Annotated in this window: 12 protein-coding genes and 1 pseudogene; 6 read left to right on the top strand and 7 right to left on the bottom strand. The window is 68.4% G+C overall.

Features of this window, described 5'->3' with window-relative positions:
* Positions 1-557: 557 nt before the first annotated feature.
* The 5 genes from panD to WT60_RS15215 form a co-directional block, all read right to left on the bottom strand.
* On the bottom strand, positions 558-944 hold the full coding sequence (panD, locus tag WT60_RS15235; protein ID WP_059574763.1) for an aspartate 1-decarboxylase: 387 nt from the start codon (positions 942-944) through the stop codon (positions 558-560).
* Between the two features lie 54 nt (positions 945-998).
* Positions 999-1,838, bottom strand: coding sequence for a pantoate--beta-alanine ligase (panC, locus tag WT60_RS15230; protein WP_060356697.1), 840 nt, complete (start codon positions 1,836-1,838; stop codon positions 999-1,001).
* Positions 1,839-1,986: 148 nt separating this feature from the next.
* Positions 1,987-2,178 (bottom strand): hypothetical protein, encoded by a 192-nt coding sequence (locus tag WT60_RS33725; RefSeq protein ID WP_145986802.1) that lies wholly within the window; start codon positions 2,176-2,178, stop codon positions 1,987-1,989.
* A gap of 243 nt (positions 2,179-2,421) precedes the next feature.
* The gene (locus tag WT60_RS15220) at positions 2,422-3,297 is read right to left on the bottom strand and encodes a ScpA family protein (RefSeq protein WP_038745165.1); all 876 of its coding nucleotides are present in this window, start codon (positions 3,295-3,297) and stop codon (positions 2,422-2,424) included.
* A gap of 4 nt (positions 3,298-3,301) precedes the next feature.
* Positions 3,302-3,490, bottom strand: coding sequence for a DUF3460 family protein (locus WT60_RS15215; protein ID WP_038745162.1), 189 nt, complete (start codon positions 3,488-3,490; stop codon positions 3,302-3,304).
* A 209-nt stretch (positions 3,491-3,699) separates the two neighbouring features.
* Between WT60_RS15215 and WT60_RS15210 the strand changes: the two genes are divergently transcribed.
* The 3 genes and pseudogenes from WT60_RS15210 to WT60_RS15200 all read left to right on the top strand — a co-directional run.
* Positions 3,700-5,517: an autotransporter assembly complex family protein gene (locus tag WT60_RS15210; RefSeq protein ID WP_038745159.1), complete on the top strand. Its 1,818-nt coding sequence runs from the start codon at positions 3,700-3,702 to the stop codon at positions 5,515-5,517.
* 15 nt (positions 5,518-5,532) lie between these two features.
* On the top strand, positions 5,533-9,612 hold the full coding sequence (locus tag WT60_RS15205) for a translocation/assembly module TamB domain-containing protein (protein ID WP_060356695.1): 4,080 nt from the start codon (positions 5,533-5,535) through the stop codon (positions 9,610-9,612).
* A gap of 218 nt (positions 9,613-9,830) precedes the next feature.
* Positions 9,831-10,073, top strand: a pseudogene (locus WT60_RS15200) (hypothetical protein); the annotation flags it as partial.
* 402 nt (positions 10,074-10,475) lie between these two features.
* On the opposite strand, the gene metG reads toward WT60_RS15200, so the two are convergent.
* Both metG and WT60_RS15180 read right to left on the bottom strand, forming a co-directional pair.
* Positions 10,476-12,647 (bottom strand): methionine--tRNA ligase, encoded by a 2,172-nt coding sequence (gene metG, locus WT60_RS15190; RefSeq protein ID WP_060356694.1) that lies wholly within the window; start codon positions 12,645-12,647, stop codon positions 10,476-10,478.
* A 463-nt stretch (positions 12,648-13,110) separates the two neighbouring features.
* Positions 13,111-13,758 (bottom strand): OmpA family protein, encoded by a 648-nt coding sequence (locus WT60_RS15180; RefSeq protein ID WP_038751797.1) that lies wholly within the window; start codon positions 13,756-13,758, stop codon positions 13,111-13,113.
* A gap of 372 nt (positions 13,759-14,130) precedes the next feature.
* Here WT60_RS15180 and apbC point away from each other — a divergent pair, with 372 nt between their 5' ends.
* The 3 genes from apbC (at position 14,131) to dcd (ending at position 16,564) form a co-directional block, all read left to right on the top strand.
* Positions 14,131-15,219, top strand: a complete 1,089-nt coding sequence (gene apbC, locus WT60_RS15170) for an iron-sulfur cluster carrier protein ApbC (protein WP_059643660.1) — start codon at positions 14,131-14,133, stop codon at positions 15,217-15,219.
* 131 nt (positions 15,220-15,350) lie between these two features.
* Entirely contained in the window at positions 15,351-15,890 is a 540-nt protein-coding gene (sodC, locus tag WT60_RS15165) for a superoxide dismutase [Cu-Zn] (RefSeq protein ID WP_038751791.1), read from the top strand.
* 104 nt (positions 15,891-15,994) lie between these two features.
* Complete coding sequence (gene dcd, locus WT60_RS15160; protein ID WP_009892477.1) at positions 15,995-16,564, top strand: dCTP deaminase; 570 nt, start codon at positions 15,995-15,997, stop codon at positions 16,562-16,564.

Here is a 16,564-nt window from a genome sequence, read left to right as displayed (position 1 = left end):
GTCGCACGCGGCTTGCGCGCGTCGCGCGTTCGCGGCGGCATCTCGAGGCAACATCTCGAGGCGACATACCGGGCCGAGACGGGCGATCGGCCCGTATTCGATAGTCGGGGAAAGGGCGGCCGGAATGGCGGGGGCGTTGCATGTCGCGTGCCGCATCTCGCATGTCGGATGCGTTGCCGAGCCGCTTCGTGCACGCGCCGGCATCGGCTTCGCGCAAACCGTCCGTGTCGAAACACCGGCGGCGTCGGCAGCAATCGCGAGTGCCGGCACCATGGAAGTCGCGCGAAGCGCCGCACCGGGATTTCGGCGCGACACGCCTCGATTGCGCCGCCGTGCGCCGCGCCCCGGATTCGTCATACCAGCGGCGCGGCCCGTGCGATACCGCCTACGCCGCCATACCGTCACCGGCTACACGGCTACACGGCCTACGCCGCCTGACACCGCCTGATACGGTCCGAAACGGCCAGAAACGGCCAGAAACGGCCAGAAACGGCCAGAAACGGCCAGAAACGGCCCGATATCGCCCGATACCGCCCGCGCAGCCGCCCGGACGCGGTTCAGGTCCAGTTCTGCGTCGGCACGTGATCGCGGCTGCCCTTGATCTTGTTGTCGTCGCCGACGAACACGAGATTGGGCTTCCAGCCGGCCTTCAGCTCTGCCTCGTCGATCATCGCGAACGCGGCGATGATCACGAGGTCGCCGAGCTGCGCGCGGCGCGCGGCCGAGCCGTTCAGCGAGATCATTCCGCTGCCGCGCTCGCCCTTGATCGCGTACGTCGAGAAGCGCTCGCCGTTGTTGATGTTCCAGATGTCGATCCGCTCGTTCTCGACGATGTTCGCGGCTTCGAGCAGATCCTCGTCGATCGCGCACGAGCCTTCGTAATGCAGCTCGCAGTGCGTGACCGCCGCGCGGTGGATCTTCGATTTCAGCATGTGGCGCTGCATGATGGGCTCCCTTGGTGCTACCAGACGAAGAGCGGCCGGCTGCGTGGCCGGCCGTCAGATTTCCAGATTGTCGATGAGGCGCGTCGGGCCGAGTTTCGCGGCCGTGAGCACGACGAGCGGCTCGCCCGCCTCGGTTTGCGCCGCCGTCGGCGCGACGAGGTTCGCGCGCCGGCGGATCGACACGTAGTCGGGCTTCCAGCCGCGCGCGGCGAGGTGGGTGAGCGCGCGTTTCTCGATCGCCGCGAGGTCGCGCTCGCCGCCCAGCACCGCGTCGCGCACCCGCGCGAGCGTCTTCGCGAGCTCGGGCGCCTCCGCGCGCTCGGCCTCGCTCAGATAGCGGTTGCGCGACGACAGCGCGAGGCCGTCGGCGTCGCGCACGGTTTCGGCGGCGACGATGTCGACGGGCAGCGCGAGCTGCTGGCACATCCGGCGCACGATCATCAACTGCTGATAGTCCTTCTTGCCGAACACGGCGACGCGCGGCTGCACGCACGCCATCAGCTTCGTGACGACCGTGCACACGCCGGTGAAGAAGCCCGGGCGAAACTCGCCTTCGAGGATGTCGCCGAGATCGTGCGGCGGCTGCACGCGGTATTCCTGCGGCTCGGGGTACATGCCCTGCTCGGTCGGCGCGAACAGCACGTAGACGTTTTCCTTCTGCAGCTTCTCGATGTCTTCCTGCAGCGTGCGCGGGTACTTGTCGAAGTCCTCGTTCGGGCCGAACTGGAGCCGGTTCACGAAGATGCTCGCGACGACCGGGTCGCCGTGCTGGCGCGCGAGCCGCATCAGCGACAGGTGGCCTTCGTGCAGGTTGCCCATCGTCGGCACGAACGCCGTGCGGTTCTGGCCGCGCAACTGGTCGCGCAGTTCCTGGATCGAGCTGATGACTTTCATGAGTGGGCGGTTCCTCGCGCGGCGGGCGCGTTGGCCGCGCGGAGGCGGCGTGGTCGGGATCGTCGTGGCCGGAACGCCGCGCAGGGCGTCGAGCGTCGGCGATTGTAGAGGATTTGCCGCTTTAGCGCATCGATAAAAGCACGATCGTTCACTTTAATCGGCGAACACGGGGCGCGGGCGCGTGGATCAAATGGGGGAAGCCGAATTGGCGGCGGCGGTGCGGCTTCGCCAAGGTCGGCGGCGGAATCGAATTCGCGCATCCGCAGACGCGGAACCCACGCATCCGCCGTACGCCGGCGCGCGTCACCGCTTCGACGGCCTGCACGGCATTGATCTTCACGCGTCGTCACGTATCGTTACATGTCGGCGTGCGGTTGGCCGCCGTTACACGTGACGCCTGGAATCGTCGGATGAAATGGCGCGGCGCGCGCGCCGGCACGCGCGAACACGGTTGATTTCGCGCCATGTCCGCGCGCGCGACGAACCGAAGCGACGACGCGAAAGAAGAGGGGGGTGCACGGCAAGCGCACGTGCGCCCGGCCGCGGCGTTTGCGCGCAGCGCCGGGCGCCGCGCGAAACGCGCTCAAGCCGGCAGATAAGCGAGCCGCACGTAGATCGGCGCGAACGGTTCGGCCTGCGTGATTTCGACGAGCGATTCGCGCGCGAGCTCGAGCATCGCGATGAAGTTGACGACGACGACGGGCACGCCGCGCGACGTGTCGAACAAATCGGCGAACTCCATGAAGCGCGCGTTCTGCAGCTTGCGCAGGATGAGGCTCATGTGCTCGCGCACCGACAGCTCCTCGCGCGAGATCTTGTGATGCTGGACGAGCTTCGCGCGCTTGAGCACGTCGGCCCACGCGGCGCGCAGGTCGTCCGAGTTCACGTCGGGGAAGCGCGGCGTGATGCTCTGCTCGATGTACACCTCGGCGCGCAGGAAGTCGCGGCCGAGCTGCGGCAGCCGGTCGAGACGCTGCGCGGCGAGCTTCATCTGCTCGTATTCGAGCAGGCGCCGCACGAGCTCGGCGCGCGGGTCCTCCGCGTCCTCGCCCGTGTCCACCTTCTTCACGGGCAGCAGCATCCGCGACTTGATCTCGATCAGCATCGCCGCCATCAGCAGGTACTCGGCCGCGAGCTCCAGATTCGATTCGCGGATCTGGTCGACGTAGCCGAGATACTGCGCGGTGACTTCCGCCATCGGAATGTCGAGCACGTTGAAGTTCTGCTTGCGGATCAGGTACAGCAGCAGATCGAGCGGGCCTTCGAACGTTTCGAGAAAGACTTCGAGCGCGTCCGGCGGAATGTACAGATCCTGCGGCAGCTTGAAGAGCGGCTCGCCGTACAGGCGCGCGAACGCCGCGACGCCGTCGACCGTGTCGGGCGTCGAATCGGCGCCGGCGGGCGCGGCGATCGCGTCTTCGGGCTGCGCGCTGGCGCTGGCCTCGTCGGCGGCGCTCACGGCGTCAGAAGTTCTGATAGTAGACGTACGAAGTCTGGCGCACGCGCGATTGCCGCTGCGCGTCGCGCTCCTCGAGGTCGATCGGCTGCTTGTCCCACAGCAGCGAACGGCCCTTGCGCTGTTCTTCTTCGAGCGTCGGCTTCTGCTGCTTCAACTGATTCAGGAATTGCGTGATGTCGGACTGGTACGGCATGGCTTGGCTTTCCGTTCTGAGCCGGGCGCGGCGCGCCCGCGGGTTCGATCGACGAGATTTTACCGCAACGCCGGGAACAGCCGGCGGTAAAGCGGCGTCGAATGCGCGGGCGCCATGCGTCGGCGTGGTCGAACGCGCGTTCTGCGCGCATCGCACTGTGTTCAAATGACGGCTTTGGTCCGACGAAATTCTTACAGCGGAGGTCTTGTTTGGCAGGGCGGGCACCACGACAGCATGCATCCACGCGCGCCGCGCGCGGCGCGCCGAGCCGCTCGCCCGGATGGCGCGCATTTGCGCGGCGCGGCCTGCGCGCGTTGCTCGCCGGCTGCGCGGCCGCGCTTGCCGCGCCTGCGTTCGCGAAGTACGCGGTCGAGATCGACGCGCCGCGCGCGGTCAGGAGCCTCCTCAAGCAGCATCTCGACATCGCCCGCTTCGCGAAGCGCGAAGACCTGAGCGAGGACCAGTTCGACTTCCTCGTGACAGCGACGCCGCAGCAGGTGCGCGAGCTCGCCGCGACGGCCGGCTACTTCTCGCCCGTCGTGCGTACCGACGTGCGCACGACGGGCGGCGAGCGCCGCGTGACGGTGTCGGTCGATCCGGGCGCGCAGACGGTGGTGTCAGCGGTCGATCTGAAATTCGACGGCCCGGTCGAGAGCGAGGACCCGAAGCAGGAGACCGCGACGCGCCTCGCGTTCTCGCTGAAGCCGGGCGACGCGTTCACGCAGTCCGGCTGGGACGACGCGAAGAACGCGGCGCTCAGGCAACTGCAGTCGCGCCGTTATCTCGGCGCGAAGATCACCGCGTCGGAGGCGCGTATCGATCCGCGCACGCGCGAGGCGACGCTCGCGGTGACGTTCGCCAGCGGGCCGACGTTTACGATCGGCGAGCTTAACGTGTCCGGCACGCGCCGCTATCCGGAGAAGATCGTGCGCAACGTGAATCCGCTGTCGCCGGGCGAGATCTACGACGCGAAGCGCATCGCCGAGCTGCAGCGCCAGTTGCAGAACACGCCGTATTACGCGAGCGTCGCGATCGACGTGTCCGACGACGCCGCGCGCCCGCTCGACACGCCCGTGCACGTGAAGGTCAGCGAATACCAGTACAACAGCGTGCGCGGCGGGATCGGCTACGCGACCGACACGGGGCCGCACATCCAGGGCTCGTACACGTATCTCGACACGTTCGGCGCCGCGTGGCCGCTGTCGGTGTCGGGGCGGGTCGACCAGATCCAGCAGTACGGGCAGGTGCAGCTGTCGATGCCGCCCGGCTCGCGCGCGTGGACCAACAGCATCCTCGCGTCGTACACGAACACGAACGTGTCGGACACGCGGATCTACAGCGCGCGCGTGGGCGCGCAGCGCACGCGCAACGCCCAGTTCATCGATTATTCGTATTCGCTGATGCTCTATCAGGACCGGCTCGACCAGAACGGCGCCGGCCCGACCACGAGCCGCGCGCTCGTGCCGCAATGGGCGTGGACGCGCCGCAACGTCGACGATCCGCTGTTCCCGCGCTCGGGCAACCTGATCCACGCGGAAGCCAGCTTCGCGGTGAAGGGCGTGCTGACCGACCAGACGTTCATCCGCGGCTACGCGCGCGGCCAGCAGTACGTGCCGATCGGCAAGCGCGACCTGTTCGTGTTTCGCGCGGAGCTGGGCGGCGTGTTCACGAGCGGCAGCTCCTCGGGCGTGCCGGCGTCGCTGCTGTTCCGCGCGGGCGGCTCGAACTCGGTGCGCGGCTACGGCTATCAGAGCATCGGCAACTCGGTCGACGGCTCGGTGCTGCCGACCAAATACCTCGTGTCGGGCACGGCCGAATACCAGCACTGGTTCAATCGCGACTGGGGCGCGGCGACCTTCTTCGACATCGGCACCGCGACCGACGCGTGGGGCGAGAAGGTGTTCTATCCGGGCGCTGGGCTCGGCGTGCGCTGGCGCAGCCCGGTCGGCCCGGTCAATTTCGATCTCGCTTACGGCTTGAAGAACAAGAGCGTGCGTCCGTATCTGACGCTCGGCATCGCATTCTGATTTTTTTCATTTGGCATGACGAAGGACGTATCCGAACCGACTCCTCCCAACGCACCGGACGGCGGCGCGCCCGGCGGCGGGCGCGCGCCCGAGCCGAAGCGGCGGCGCTCGCCCGGCCGGCGCGCGCTCGCCGCGCTCGGATGGGCGGCGCTCGTCGCCGTCGTGCTCGTCGTCGCGACGGCGGGCGCGCTCTTCGCCGCCGCGACGACCGAGCGCGGCACGCAGCTCGCGTGGCAAGCGGCGGTCAAGCTGCTCGGCGGGCGGCTCGCGGGCACGCTCGAAGGCGGCACGCTCGCGGCCGGCGTGCGGCTCGAACAACTCGCGTGGACGAGCCCCGACGGCTCGGGCACCGAAGTAAGGATCGATCGCGTCGCCGGACGCTGGGCGCTCGCGCGCGCGCCGTGGCGCTTCACGATCGCGTCGCTGCGCGCGGGCACGATCGACGTGCGCGTCGCGCCGTCGCCGCCTTCGCCGACGGTGATGCCGAAGGATCTGCAACTGCCGCTGCAACTCGCGATCGACGATCTGCGCTTCGACAAGCTGCTGATCCGCGAAGCCGGCTCCACGACCGAGCTCGACAGCCTCATCTTCCGCGGCGCGAGCGACGGCCGACATCACGACGCGACGCTCGAGCGGCTCGACACGCCGTTCGGCTCGCTCACCGCGAACGCGCGGCTCGACGGCGTGCGGCCGTTCGCGATCGAAGGCGGCGCGACCTATGCGGGCAAGTTCTCGGGCGAGCCGGTCGACGCGCGCGCGCGCGTGTCGGGTTCGCTCGAGGCGCTCGTCGCGGATCTCGACGCATCGGGGATGAAGCTCGCGGGCCGCGCGCACGTCGAGGCCGCGCCGTTTTCGGACGTGCCGCTCACGCGCGCGTCGATCGTGTTCGATCACGTGAATCCGCGCGCGCTGTCGCCGGGCGCGCCCGTCGCGGATCTCGCGGTGCGCGCGCAGCTCGAGCCCGCGACGCCCGATGCGAACACGCCGAAGGCGTTCGTCGTCGCGGGCCCGGTGTCGATCGTCAACGCGAAGCCCGGCGCGCTCGCCGACGAGTTGCTGCCGCTCGTCGACGCGCACGCGAATGTGCGGCTCGACGCGCACGCACAGCGCATCGACGCGCTCGCCGTGCGCACGATCCGCGACGGCAGCGTGACGGGCGGCGGCGCGCTCGCGAACGGCCGCGGCAAGTTCGACCTGAAGGTCGCGAATCTCGATCTGAACGCGTTCGTCGCCGCGCTGCGGCCGACGCGGCTCGCGGGCCCCGTCGGCGTCGCGCTCGAGCCGGGCGTGCAGACGATCGACTTCGACCTCGCCGACGCGAAGCTCGCGCTCGGCGCGAAGGCGAAGATCAAGCTCGATGCGAAGCAGACGACGATCGCCGACGCGCGCGTGACGGCGGGCAAGGGGCGCGTCGAGCTCGCGGGCGTGCTCGAGCACGACGCGCGCTCGACGTACGACCTGAAGGCGAGGCTCGTCGATTTCGATCCGCTCGCGCTGGCGGCGGCCGGCGCGAAGGCGGGCGGCGGCAAAGGCGCGCAGACCGCAAAGGGCGCGCAAGCCGCGAAGGGCGGCGGCGCGAAGATCGCGCAGGCCGCGGGCCCGCGTGCGGGCACGGCGCGCGTGAACGGCACGCTCGCCGCGACGGGCGCGCTCGCGCCCGGCTTCTCGACGAAGGCGCAGTTCAAGCTCGGCGACAGCGTCTACGACGGCCTGCCGATGACGGGCGAGGGCACCGTGCAGATGGCGGGCGCGCGGATACTGCCGAGCAACGCGAATCTTTCGATCGCGGGCAACCAGGTCGATTTGCGCGGCAGCTTCGGCGCGCCCGGCGACCGATTGCGCTTCAACGTCGACGCGCCGCAGCTCGAGCGCCTCGGCTTCGGCCTCGCGGGCCTCGTGCGCGCGAACGGCGAGCTGACGGGCTCGTTCGCGCATCCGAATGTCGTCGCCGACTACACGGCGACGGGCGTCGTGTTCGGCGCGAACCGGATCGGTTCCGCGCAAGGCCGCGCGGACATTCGCGACGGCGCGAAAGGCGCGCTCGTGTTCACCGCCGACGCGAACGACATCGCGCTCGGCTCGATCAGCCTGAAGACGCTGTCCGCGCATCTGAACGGCACGCGCGCGAAGCATGCGTTCGACGCGACCGCGGTCGGTATCGCCGAAGGCCGCGTGATCAATCTCGCCGTCGCGGCGAACGGCGGCGTCGTCGAAACGCGCGACGGGATGCGCTGGGACGGCACCGTCACGCGGCTGTCGAATCGCGGCACGCCGTCGATCTCGCTCGATTCGCCGCTCGCGATCTCGGCGGGCGCGCAGCGCTTGACGCTGAGCGCGGCGAAGCTGTCCGTCGAAGGCGCGACGCTCGATCTGAAATCGTTCGCGCTCGAGCGCGGCCGGCTGCGCACGGCGGGCGCGATCACGAACCTGTCGGTGGCACGCGCGCTCGAGATTCGCGCGGAGCTCACGGGCAAGCGTTCGCCGCTGCGTACCGACCTGATCCTCGATGGCGACTGGGACGTGACGCTCGGCGACACCGCCGCGGGCTACGCGCAGATCCGGCGCCGAAGCGGCGACGTGACGATCGAGACTGGGCGCGGCGTCGCGTCGCTCGGCATCGGCGATCTGTCGGCGCGCGCGACGTTCGTGCCGGGCAACCGGCTGAGCGCCACCGCTCACGCGAAGGCGAGCCGCATCGGCACGCTCGACGCGAACGTCACAGTGCCGTTCGCGTTGCGCGACGGCGTGTTCGGCATTGCCGAGGACGGACCGCTCACGGGCCGCGTCGACGCGGACGTGCCGGCGCTGCAATCGACGGGCGGCCTGTTCGGCCCGAGCTATCTGCTCGACGGCCGCGCCGCGCTGAAGCTGACCGTCGCGGGCACGCCCGCGAAGCCGAAGCTCTCGGGCGCGCTGACGGGCGACAACCTGTCGGCGACGCTCGTCGACCAGGGCGTGCAGTTGAAGGGCGGAATCGTGCGCGTGAAGCTGACCGAGAACCTCGTCGAGTTCCAGCAGGTCGAGTTCCACGGCGGCGACGGCACGCTGCGCGCGATCGGCCGCGTGCGGCTCGACGGCAGCGAGCCGGACCTGACGGCGAGCATCGTCGCCGACAGGCTCGAGATTTTCGCCGCGCCGGACCGTAAGCTGTCGCTGTCGGGCAAGGCGGTCGTCGAGAACGACGCGCCGCGCGGCGGCATCGCGATCAACGGCAAGTTCGCCGTCGATCGCGCGCTGTTCGATTTGCCGGAAGAGGCGGCGCCGCATCTGTCGGACGACGTCGTGATCGTGCGCCCGGGCAGCCTCGAGCGCGGCGAGACGAAGACGGGCACCGCGATCGCGAAGCCCGCGCCCGCGACCGAGAAGCCCGCGCCGTCGCTCGCGCCGCGCGCGAACATCGACATCGGGCTCGGCCGCGACTTCCGCTTCAAGGGCCACGGCGCGGATTTGCGGCTCGCCGGCACGGTGACGGTGATGAGCGCGCCCGGCGTGCCGCTGCGCGCGGTCGGCAACGTGCGCGTGACGGAAGGCTCGACCTACACGTCGTTCGGCCGCAGGCTCGCGATCGAGAACGGCTTCTTCACGTTCAACGGGCCGGTGTCGAATCCGGGCATCAACATTCTCGCGATGCGCCGCAATCAGGAAGTCGAGGCGGGCGTGCAGGTGACAGGCACCGTGCAGTCGCCGAGCGTGAGGCTCGTGTCCGAGCCGAACGTGAACGACAACGAGAAGCTGTCGTGGCTCCTGTTCGGCCACGGCACCGATCAGGGCAACAACCTCGGCCAGCAGAACGCGATGACGACGGCGCTCGCGCTTCTCGGCAGCGCGACCGGCAAGCGCGTCGCGCAGACGGTCGGGCTCGACGAAGTGTCGGTCGGCCGCAGCGACGTGGGCTTGACCGATCCGCAGGTCGTGCTCGTGTCGAAGGCGATCAACGAGCGCTTCGTGCTCGGCTACGAGCAGGGGCTGCAGTCGGCGAGCAACGCGTTCAAGGCGACGATCAACCTGACGCGGTTCTGGGCGATATCCGCGTATGGCGGCACGTTCCAGGGCGTCGACCTCAACTACACGCGGCGCTTCGATCGCTGGTGGTGACGCGTGCGGCGCGGCGTTCGTCGCGCCGCCGGCGGCGTGCGATGCCGCCCCGTTGCACGACGGGCGCGATGCGTGCGCCGCTTCATGCATCGCTTGCGCGGCGCGCGCCGCCGCGTAAGCGCCCGCTTGACATTCATCGAGGAAATTAATCTTCGCATCGTTGTGTCGGCGCGTGAGGCACGCGCGACTGCGCGCGCTCGATTCGAATGCGGCGCTGGCGCAGCGTGCCGCACGGGATGTTCTATCGCGACGACAAGAGCGGGCCGCTCGCCGCCGCCGCGTACAGCCGGATGGTGATCGGCTGGACCCAGGGCGAGCAGTACACGTCGCGCGAGTTGTCGGCGATGCTGGCGGACGCGGGCTTCACGTCGATCGAGACGATTCCGGGCTTCGGATATTTGAGCTTCGTCACGAGCGTGAAGGCGAGGCACGGCAGGGGATGCCCGACGTGTGAGGCGTGACGCATGAAGCGTGAAGCGCGGCGCGCGACGTAGCCGGTGAGGCGTGAGGTGTGAGGCGTTCGGCGCTCAGCGCCGCACATGGACGTGGCGCGAAACGCGAGCGTCGAACCGCGAACGTCGAACCGCAAAACGCAAAACGCAAAACGCAAAACGCAAAACGCAAAACGCAAAACGCAAAACGCGATGCGCGATGCGCGATGCGCGATGCGCGATGCGCGATGCGCGATGCGCGATGCGCGATGCGCGATGCGCGATGCGCGATGCGCGATGCGCGATGCGCGATGCGCGATGCGCGATGCGCGATGCGCGATGCATGCGACTGCGCCATGCCGCGTACGTTCCCGCAGAAACGCGGAGGGCCGCGAAAGCGGCCCTCCGGATCTATCGCGTCGATGCGCTCGCTTACCTCACGCGCATGCCGGGCTTCGCGCCGCTATGCGGCTCGAGAATGTAGAGGCCCGGTTCGGCCTTCTCGTCGGCCGCCGACGCGGCGAGCACCATTCCCTCCGACACGCCGAACTTCATCTTGCGCGGCGCGAGGTTCGCGACCATCACCGTCAGCTTGCCGACGAGCTGCTCCGGCTGGTACGCGGATTTGATGCCGGAGAACACGTTGCGGGTCTTCTCCTCGCCGACGTCGAGCGTGAGCTGCAGCAGCTTGTCCGAGCCTTCGACGGCCTGGCACGCGACGATCTTCGCGATGCGCAGATCGATCTTCGCGAAATCGTCGATCGCGATGATCGGCGATGCATCGTCGTCGGCGGGCGCCGCCGCGTTCGTCGCGTTCGCGGCCTTCGCGCTTTTCGCATTCTTCGCGACGTTGCCGCCGCCGTTCGCCGCGCCCGCGTCGGCCGCGGCGGTGCCTTGCAGCGAGCCGCGGTTCGCGGCGAGAAGCGCGTCGATCTGCTTTGGATCGACGCGAGTCATCAGGTGCTGATACGCGCGGATCGGCTGCTCGGACGACAGCGGCCGGTTCGCGTCGGCCCACACGAGCGGCGCGATGCCGAAGAACGCTTCGACGCCTTGCGCGACGCGCGGCAGCACGGGCTTGAGCGCAAGCGACAGCAGGCGGAACGCCTCGAGGCTCACGCTGCACGTTTCGTGCAGCGCGACCGCGTTCGCCGGGTCCTTCGCGAGTTCCCACGGCTTCGCGGTGTCGACGTAGCCGTTGACCGCATCCGCGAGTTCCATCGTCTGGCGCAGCGCGCGGCCGTACTCGCGCGCCTCGTAGTGCGCGGCGATCTGCGGCACGGCGTCGCGCAGCGTCGCGAGAAGCGGATGGTTCATCGCGCTGTCCTGCACGCGGCCGTCGAAGCGCTTGAGCAGGAAGCCCGCCGCGCGGCTCGCGATGTTCACGTACTTGCCGACGAGGTCGCTGTTCACGCGCGCCTGGAAGTCCTCGAGGTTCAGGTCGAGGTCTTCCATCGTCGCGTTCAGCTTCGCGGCGAAGTAGTAGCGCAGCCATTCGGGGTTCAGGCCCGTGTCGATGTAGCTTTGCGCGGTGATGAACGTGCCGCGCGATTTCGACATCTTCGCGCCGTCCACGGTCAGGAAGCCGTGCGCGAACACGTTGGTCGGCGTGCGGTGGCCCGAGAACTCGAGCATCGCGGGCCAGAACAGCGTGTGGAAGTACAGGATGTCCTTGCCGATGAAGTGATACTGCTCGGTCGTCGAATCCTTCTTGATCCACGCGTCGAAATCGATGCCGCGCTGCTCGCACAGGTTCTTGAAGCTCGCGTAGTAGCCGACGGGCGCGTCGAGCCACACGTAGAAATACTTGCCGGGCGCGCCGGGGATCTCGAAGCCGAAGTACGGCGCGTCGCGCGAGATGTCCCAATCGGCGAGCTTCGCTTCGCCCGCGTCGCCGAGCCATTCGCGCATCTTGTTGGTCGCCTCGGGCTGCGCGAGGCCGCTCACCCATTCGCGCAGGAAAGCCTCGCAGCGCGGATCGGACAGGCGGAAGAAGTAGTGCGTCGACGTCTTGCGCACGGGCGTCGCGCCGGACACGACCGAGTACGGATTGACGAGATCCGTCGGCTGGTAGGTCGTGCCGCACACCTCGCAGCTGTCGCCGTACTGGTCCTTCGCGTGGCACTTCGGGCACTCGCCCTTGATGAAGCGGTCCGGCAGGAACATTTCCTTGACGGGGTCGTATGCCTGCTCGATCTCGCGCTCGGCGATGAAGCCCGCCTCCTTCAGCGCGAGATAGATCTTCTCGCTCAGCACGCGGTTCTCGTCCGAATCGGTCGTGTAGAAGTTGTCGAACGACACCCCGAAGCTGTCGAAGTCGCGCTTGTGCTCGCGCCACACGCGCTCGATCAGCTGCTTCGGCGTCACGCCCTCCTGCTCGGCGCGCAGCATGACGGGCGTGCCGTGCGTGTCGTCCGCGCCGATGTAGTAGATCTCGTGGCCGTGCATTCGCATCGTCCGCACCCAGATGTCGGTCTGGATGTACTCGACCAGGTGGCCGATGTGAATCTGCCCGTTCGCATAGGGCAGCGCGGACGTGGCGAGGATCTGGCGCCGGCTTTGCGGCGCGCCTGCCTGCACGGAGTTGAGGTCGGATGCGGACATAGGGTCTCTGAAGGGACTGCTTGGGGAAAATCGTAGGGAAGCTGCGATTCTAGCAGGGCGGCCGCTTGGCCGAAGTGCGGGCCGGCCGCGCGCAGCTGCGCACTTCCGGCCGGGTCGCGGCGCGGCGCTCGCCGGCGCGTTCGTCACGCGTCACGAATCGTAATATTCGGCGAATTGAAAGCCGCGCGTAAAGCGGCTATGTTTGCGTCGGCTGGCAACGCGGCGGGGCGGTCGGATGTTGCGGCGCAGCGCGGTTGCGTGCGGGCAAAAAAAACCGGGGCGGACTTTGCCCCGGAGCAACAACGACAAGAGGAGAATGGTGACGCGCCGGCAGCACCAGTCACGTACCGTAAAGACAGACTACGCAGCTCGGAAGAAGTTCGAAAAATTTTTCGAGTTGTTACGAGCTGCCTCGAAAGCCTTGTCCGGCGGGGCTCGGCGCGCCATTCTCCGGCGGTCGAAATTACTGCGCCGCTTGCGGAGCGCGCAGGTAGATCTCGACGCGGCGGTTCTGCGCGCGGCCGGCTTCCGTCGCGTTGTCGGCGATCGGGTTCGACGCGCCCATGCCTTGCGCCGACAGGCGGCCGCCCGCGACGCCGCGCTGCGACAGCGCGTTCACGACGCTTTGCGCGCGATTCTGCGACAGTGTCTGGTTGTGCGCGGCCGACCCCGTGCTGTCGGTGTAGCCGACGACCGACGCGGTGATCTGCGGGTTCTGGTTCAGCGTCGACGAGAGGTCGTTCAGGAGCGGCGTGAACGCCGGCGTGATCGCATACTGGTCGGTCGCGAACGTGACCGAGCTCGGCACGTTCAGCTTGAGCGAGCCGTCCGGCTGTTCGGTGACCTGCGTGCCCGTCTGTTGCGCGGACGGCGCGAGCTTGTTCTTGATCGCTTGCCAGTTGTAGCCCGTCACGCCGCCGACGAGCGCGCCGACGCCGGCGCCGATCGCGGCGCCCTTGCCGCCGCCCGCCAGCGCGCCGATGCCCGCGCCGAGCGCGGCGCCGGTACCGGTGCCGACAGCCGTGTTGGTGCCTTGCGGGGTTGCACAACCCGCCAGCAGGGCGCCGGCGAGAGCGAAAACGGACAAGCGCGTCGCGATTTTGGTATTCATCTTGGTTTCCTCTCTTGAGTGACTCGACAAGAACAAAAAAGAACCGCTCTTTCGGCGGGGGTTGCCCGCGCGCCGGCTGTGCGGGCGCGAGCGCATCGATCAGTCCTGCTCCGGGCGGCCGGGCCTGCCGCGATTGCGGACAAGCCCCGTTCGCCAGGATGGCTGTTAGGACCAAGCGCGCCCCAGCCTCTACAATATAGGCGGTGTGGCCCCGATGTGGCCCCGAAGCGCGCCGCCCGCGAAGATTGCTCCGCAAGTCGGCTTTCCGCAATGGCGTGCAATAAATTCTTTCACTTTTCTCGCTTTTCGCCCTGATATTTGAAGGTAGTTGACGTTTTAGGCGATTTTGAGCGACGTTCCCACGGAGTTTCGATGAGTATCGACAGGGCGCTCGTCGACGCCGCACTCGCGGCAGTCGTCGACCCGAACACCGGCCGCCCGTACGCGGCGCACCGCGGCATCCGCAACGTGACGATCGACGGCGACACCGTTTCGGCCGACGTCGTGCTCGGCTATCCGGCCAAGAGCCAGTTCGACGACGCGCGCGCGCGGGTCGCCGCGGCGTTGTCCGCCGTGGCGGGCGTGCGCGACGCGCGCGTCGCCGTGTCGCAGGAAATCGCCGCGCATGCGGTGCAGCGCGGCGTGCAACTGTTGCCGAACGTGAAGAACATCGTCGCGGTGGCGTCCGGCAAGGGCGGCGTCGGCAAGAGCACGACGGCCGTGAACCTTGCGCTCGCGCTCGCGGCGGAAGGCGCGTCGGTCGGCATCCTCGACGCCGACATCTACGGTCCGTCGCTGCCGACGATGCTCGGCATTCACGAGCGGCCGGAGTCGCCCGACAACAAATCGATGAATCCGCTCGTCGGCCACGGGCTGCAGGCGAACTCGATCGGCTTTCTGGTCGGCGAGGACAATCCGATGGTGTGGCGCGGCCCGATGGCGACGTCGGCGCTCGAGCAACTGCTGCGCCAGACCAACTGGCGCGATCTCGACTATCTGATCGTCGACATGCCGCCCGGCACGGGCGACATCCAGCTCACGCTCGCGCAGCGCGTGCCGGTGACGGGCGCCGTGATCGTCACGACGCCGCAGGACATCGCGCTCCTCGACGCGAAGAAGGGCCTCAAGATGTTCGAGAAGGTGAACATCCCGATCCTCGGCATCGTCGAGAACATGAGCATCCACGTGTGCTCGAACTGCGGGCACGAGGAGCACGTGTTCGGCGCGGGCGGCGCCGAGCGGATGGCGCGGGAGTACGGCGTGACCGTGCTCGGCAGCCTGCCGCTCGACATCCGCATCCGCGAGCAGGCGGACAGCGGCGCGCCGACCGTCGTCGCGGACCCGCAAGGCAAGCTCGCCGAGCGCTACCGCGCGATCGCGCGGGGCGTCGCGATCGCGATCGCCGAGCGCGCGCGGGACATGTCGTCGAAGTTTCCGACGATCGTTGTACAAAATACGTAAAATCCCGGCAGGGCCGCGTCCGACGGTGTCGGCGGCGTGGCGAGTCACGGTATCATGACGACTTTCCCGAAGGTCCCCTTTACCGGCCCGGCGGGCGCTCGTCCGAGCGTTCCGCCCGGCATGAGGATCGCATGAAACGACGACTCGACGGCGTGCCAGGGTGGCTCGCGCTCAATGCGCCGCTTGTCCTGGCCGCCATCGGCCTTTTGGCCGGCTGCACCACTTTTGCATCGCAACACGAAAAGCGCGCCGACGCGCTGCTCCAGCCGACGGTCGGCAGCCAGGCGCGCGGCACCGTGACGCTCGCCGAGCGGCCCGACGGCGTGCAGGTCACGTACAACTTCGCGGGCTTGCCGCCCAACACCGATCACGCGCTGCAAATCCACGAGCGCGGCGACTGCAACGCCGCCGACGGCTCGAGCGCGGGCGCCGTGTTCGCGCCCGCGGCGGACCGCCTGCGCGCGGGCGCGCGCGTCGGCGGCGATCTCGGCAACATCCACGCGGATGCGAACGGCGTCGCGGCGGGCTTCATCGTCGCGCCGGACGTCGCGCTCGACGGCGTGCGCTCGGTGCTCGGCCGCTCGGTGCTCGTCCACCGCGATCCGGGCGACCCGGCGTTCCCGCAGCACGGCGCGGGGCCCGCGCTCGCGTGCGGCGTCGTGCGGCAATGACGCGAGTCGGTCCGTTCGCGATCGCGTAAAATGTGCGCCTTTCACGGCCGCCGGAACGTCCGGCGGCATTCATCCAGACACGCAGCGTTTTCCGGCGCCTTTTTATGAGCATCAAGTCCGACAAGTGGATTCGGCGCATGGCCGAAGAGCACAAGATGATCGAGCCGTTCGTGCCCGATCAGGTTCGCGCCGCCGAGGACGGCCGCAGGATCGTCAGCTACGGCACGTCGAGCTACGGCTATGACATCCGCTGCGCGGACGAATTCAAGATCTTCACGAACATCAATTCGACGATCGTCGATCCGAAGAACTTCGACGAAGGCTCGTTCGTCGATTTCAAGGGCGACGTGTGCATCATTCCGCCGAACTCGTTCGCGCTCGCGCGCACCGTCGAGTACTTCCGCATTCCGCGCACCGTGCTGACCGTCTGCCTCGGCAAGTCGACGTACGCGCGCTGCGGGATCATCGTCAACGTGACGCCGTTCGAGCCCGAATGGGAAGGCTACGTGACGCTCGAATTCTCGAACACGACGCCGCTGCCCGCGAAGATCTACGCGAACGAGGGCGTCGCGCAGGTGCTCTTCTTCGAGAGCGACGAAGTCTGCGACGTGTCGTACGCCGACCGCGGCGGCAAGTATCAGGGACAGCGCGGTGTCACGCTGCCGAAAACCTGA

This window comes from Burkholderia sp. MSMB617WGS (assembly GCF_001532025.2).
Taxonomy (GTDB): domain Bacteria; phylum Pseudomonadota; class Gammaproteobacteria; order Burkholderiales; family Burkholderiaceae; genus Burkholderia; species Burkholderia savannae.
The sequence above is the reverse complement of the archived record's forward strand: the minus strand, read 5'-3'. Positions and strand labels throughout refer to the sequence as shown.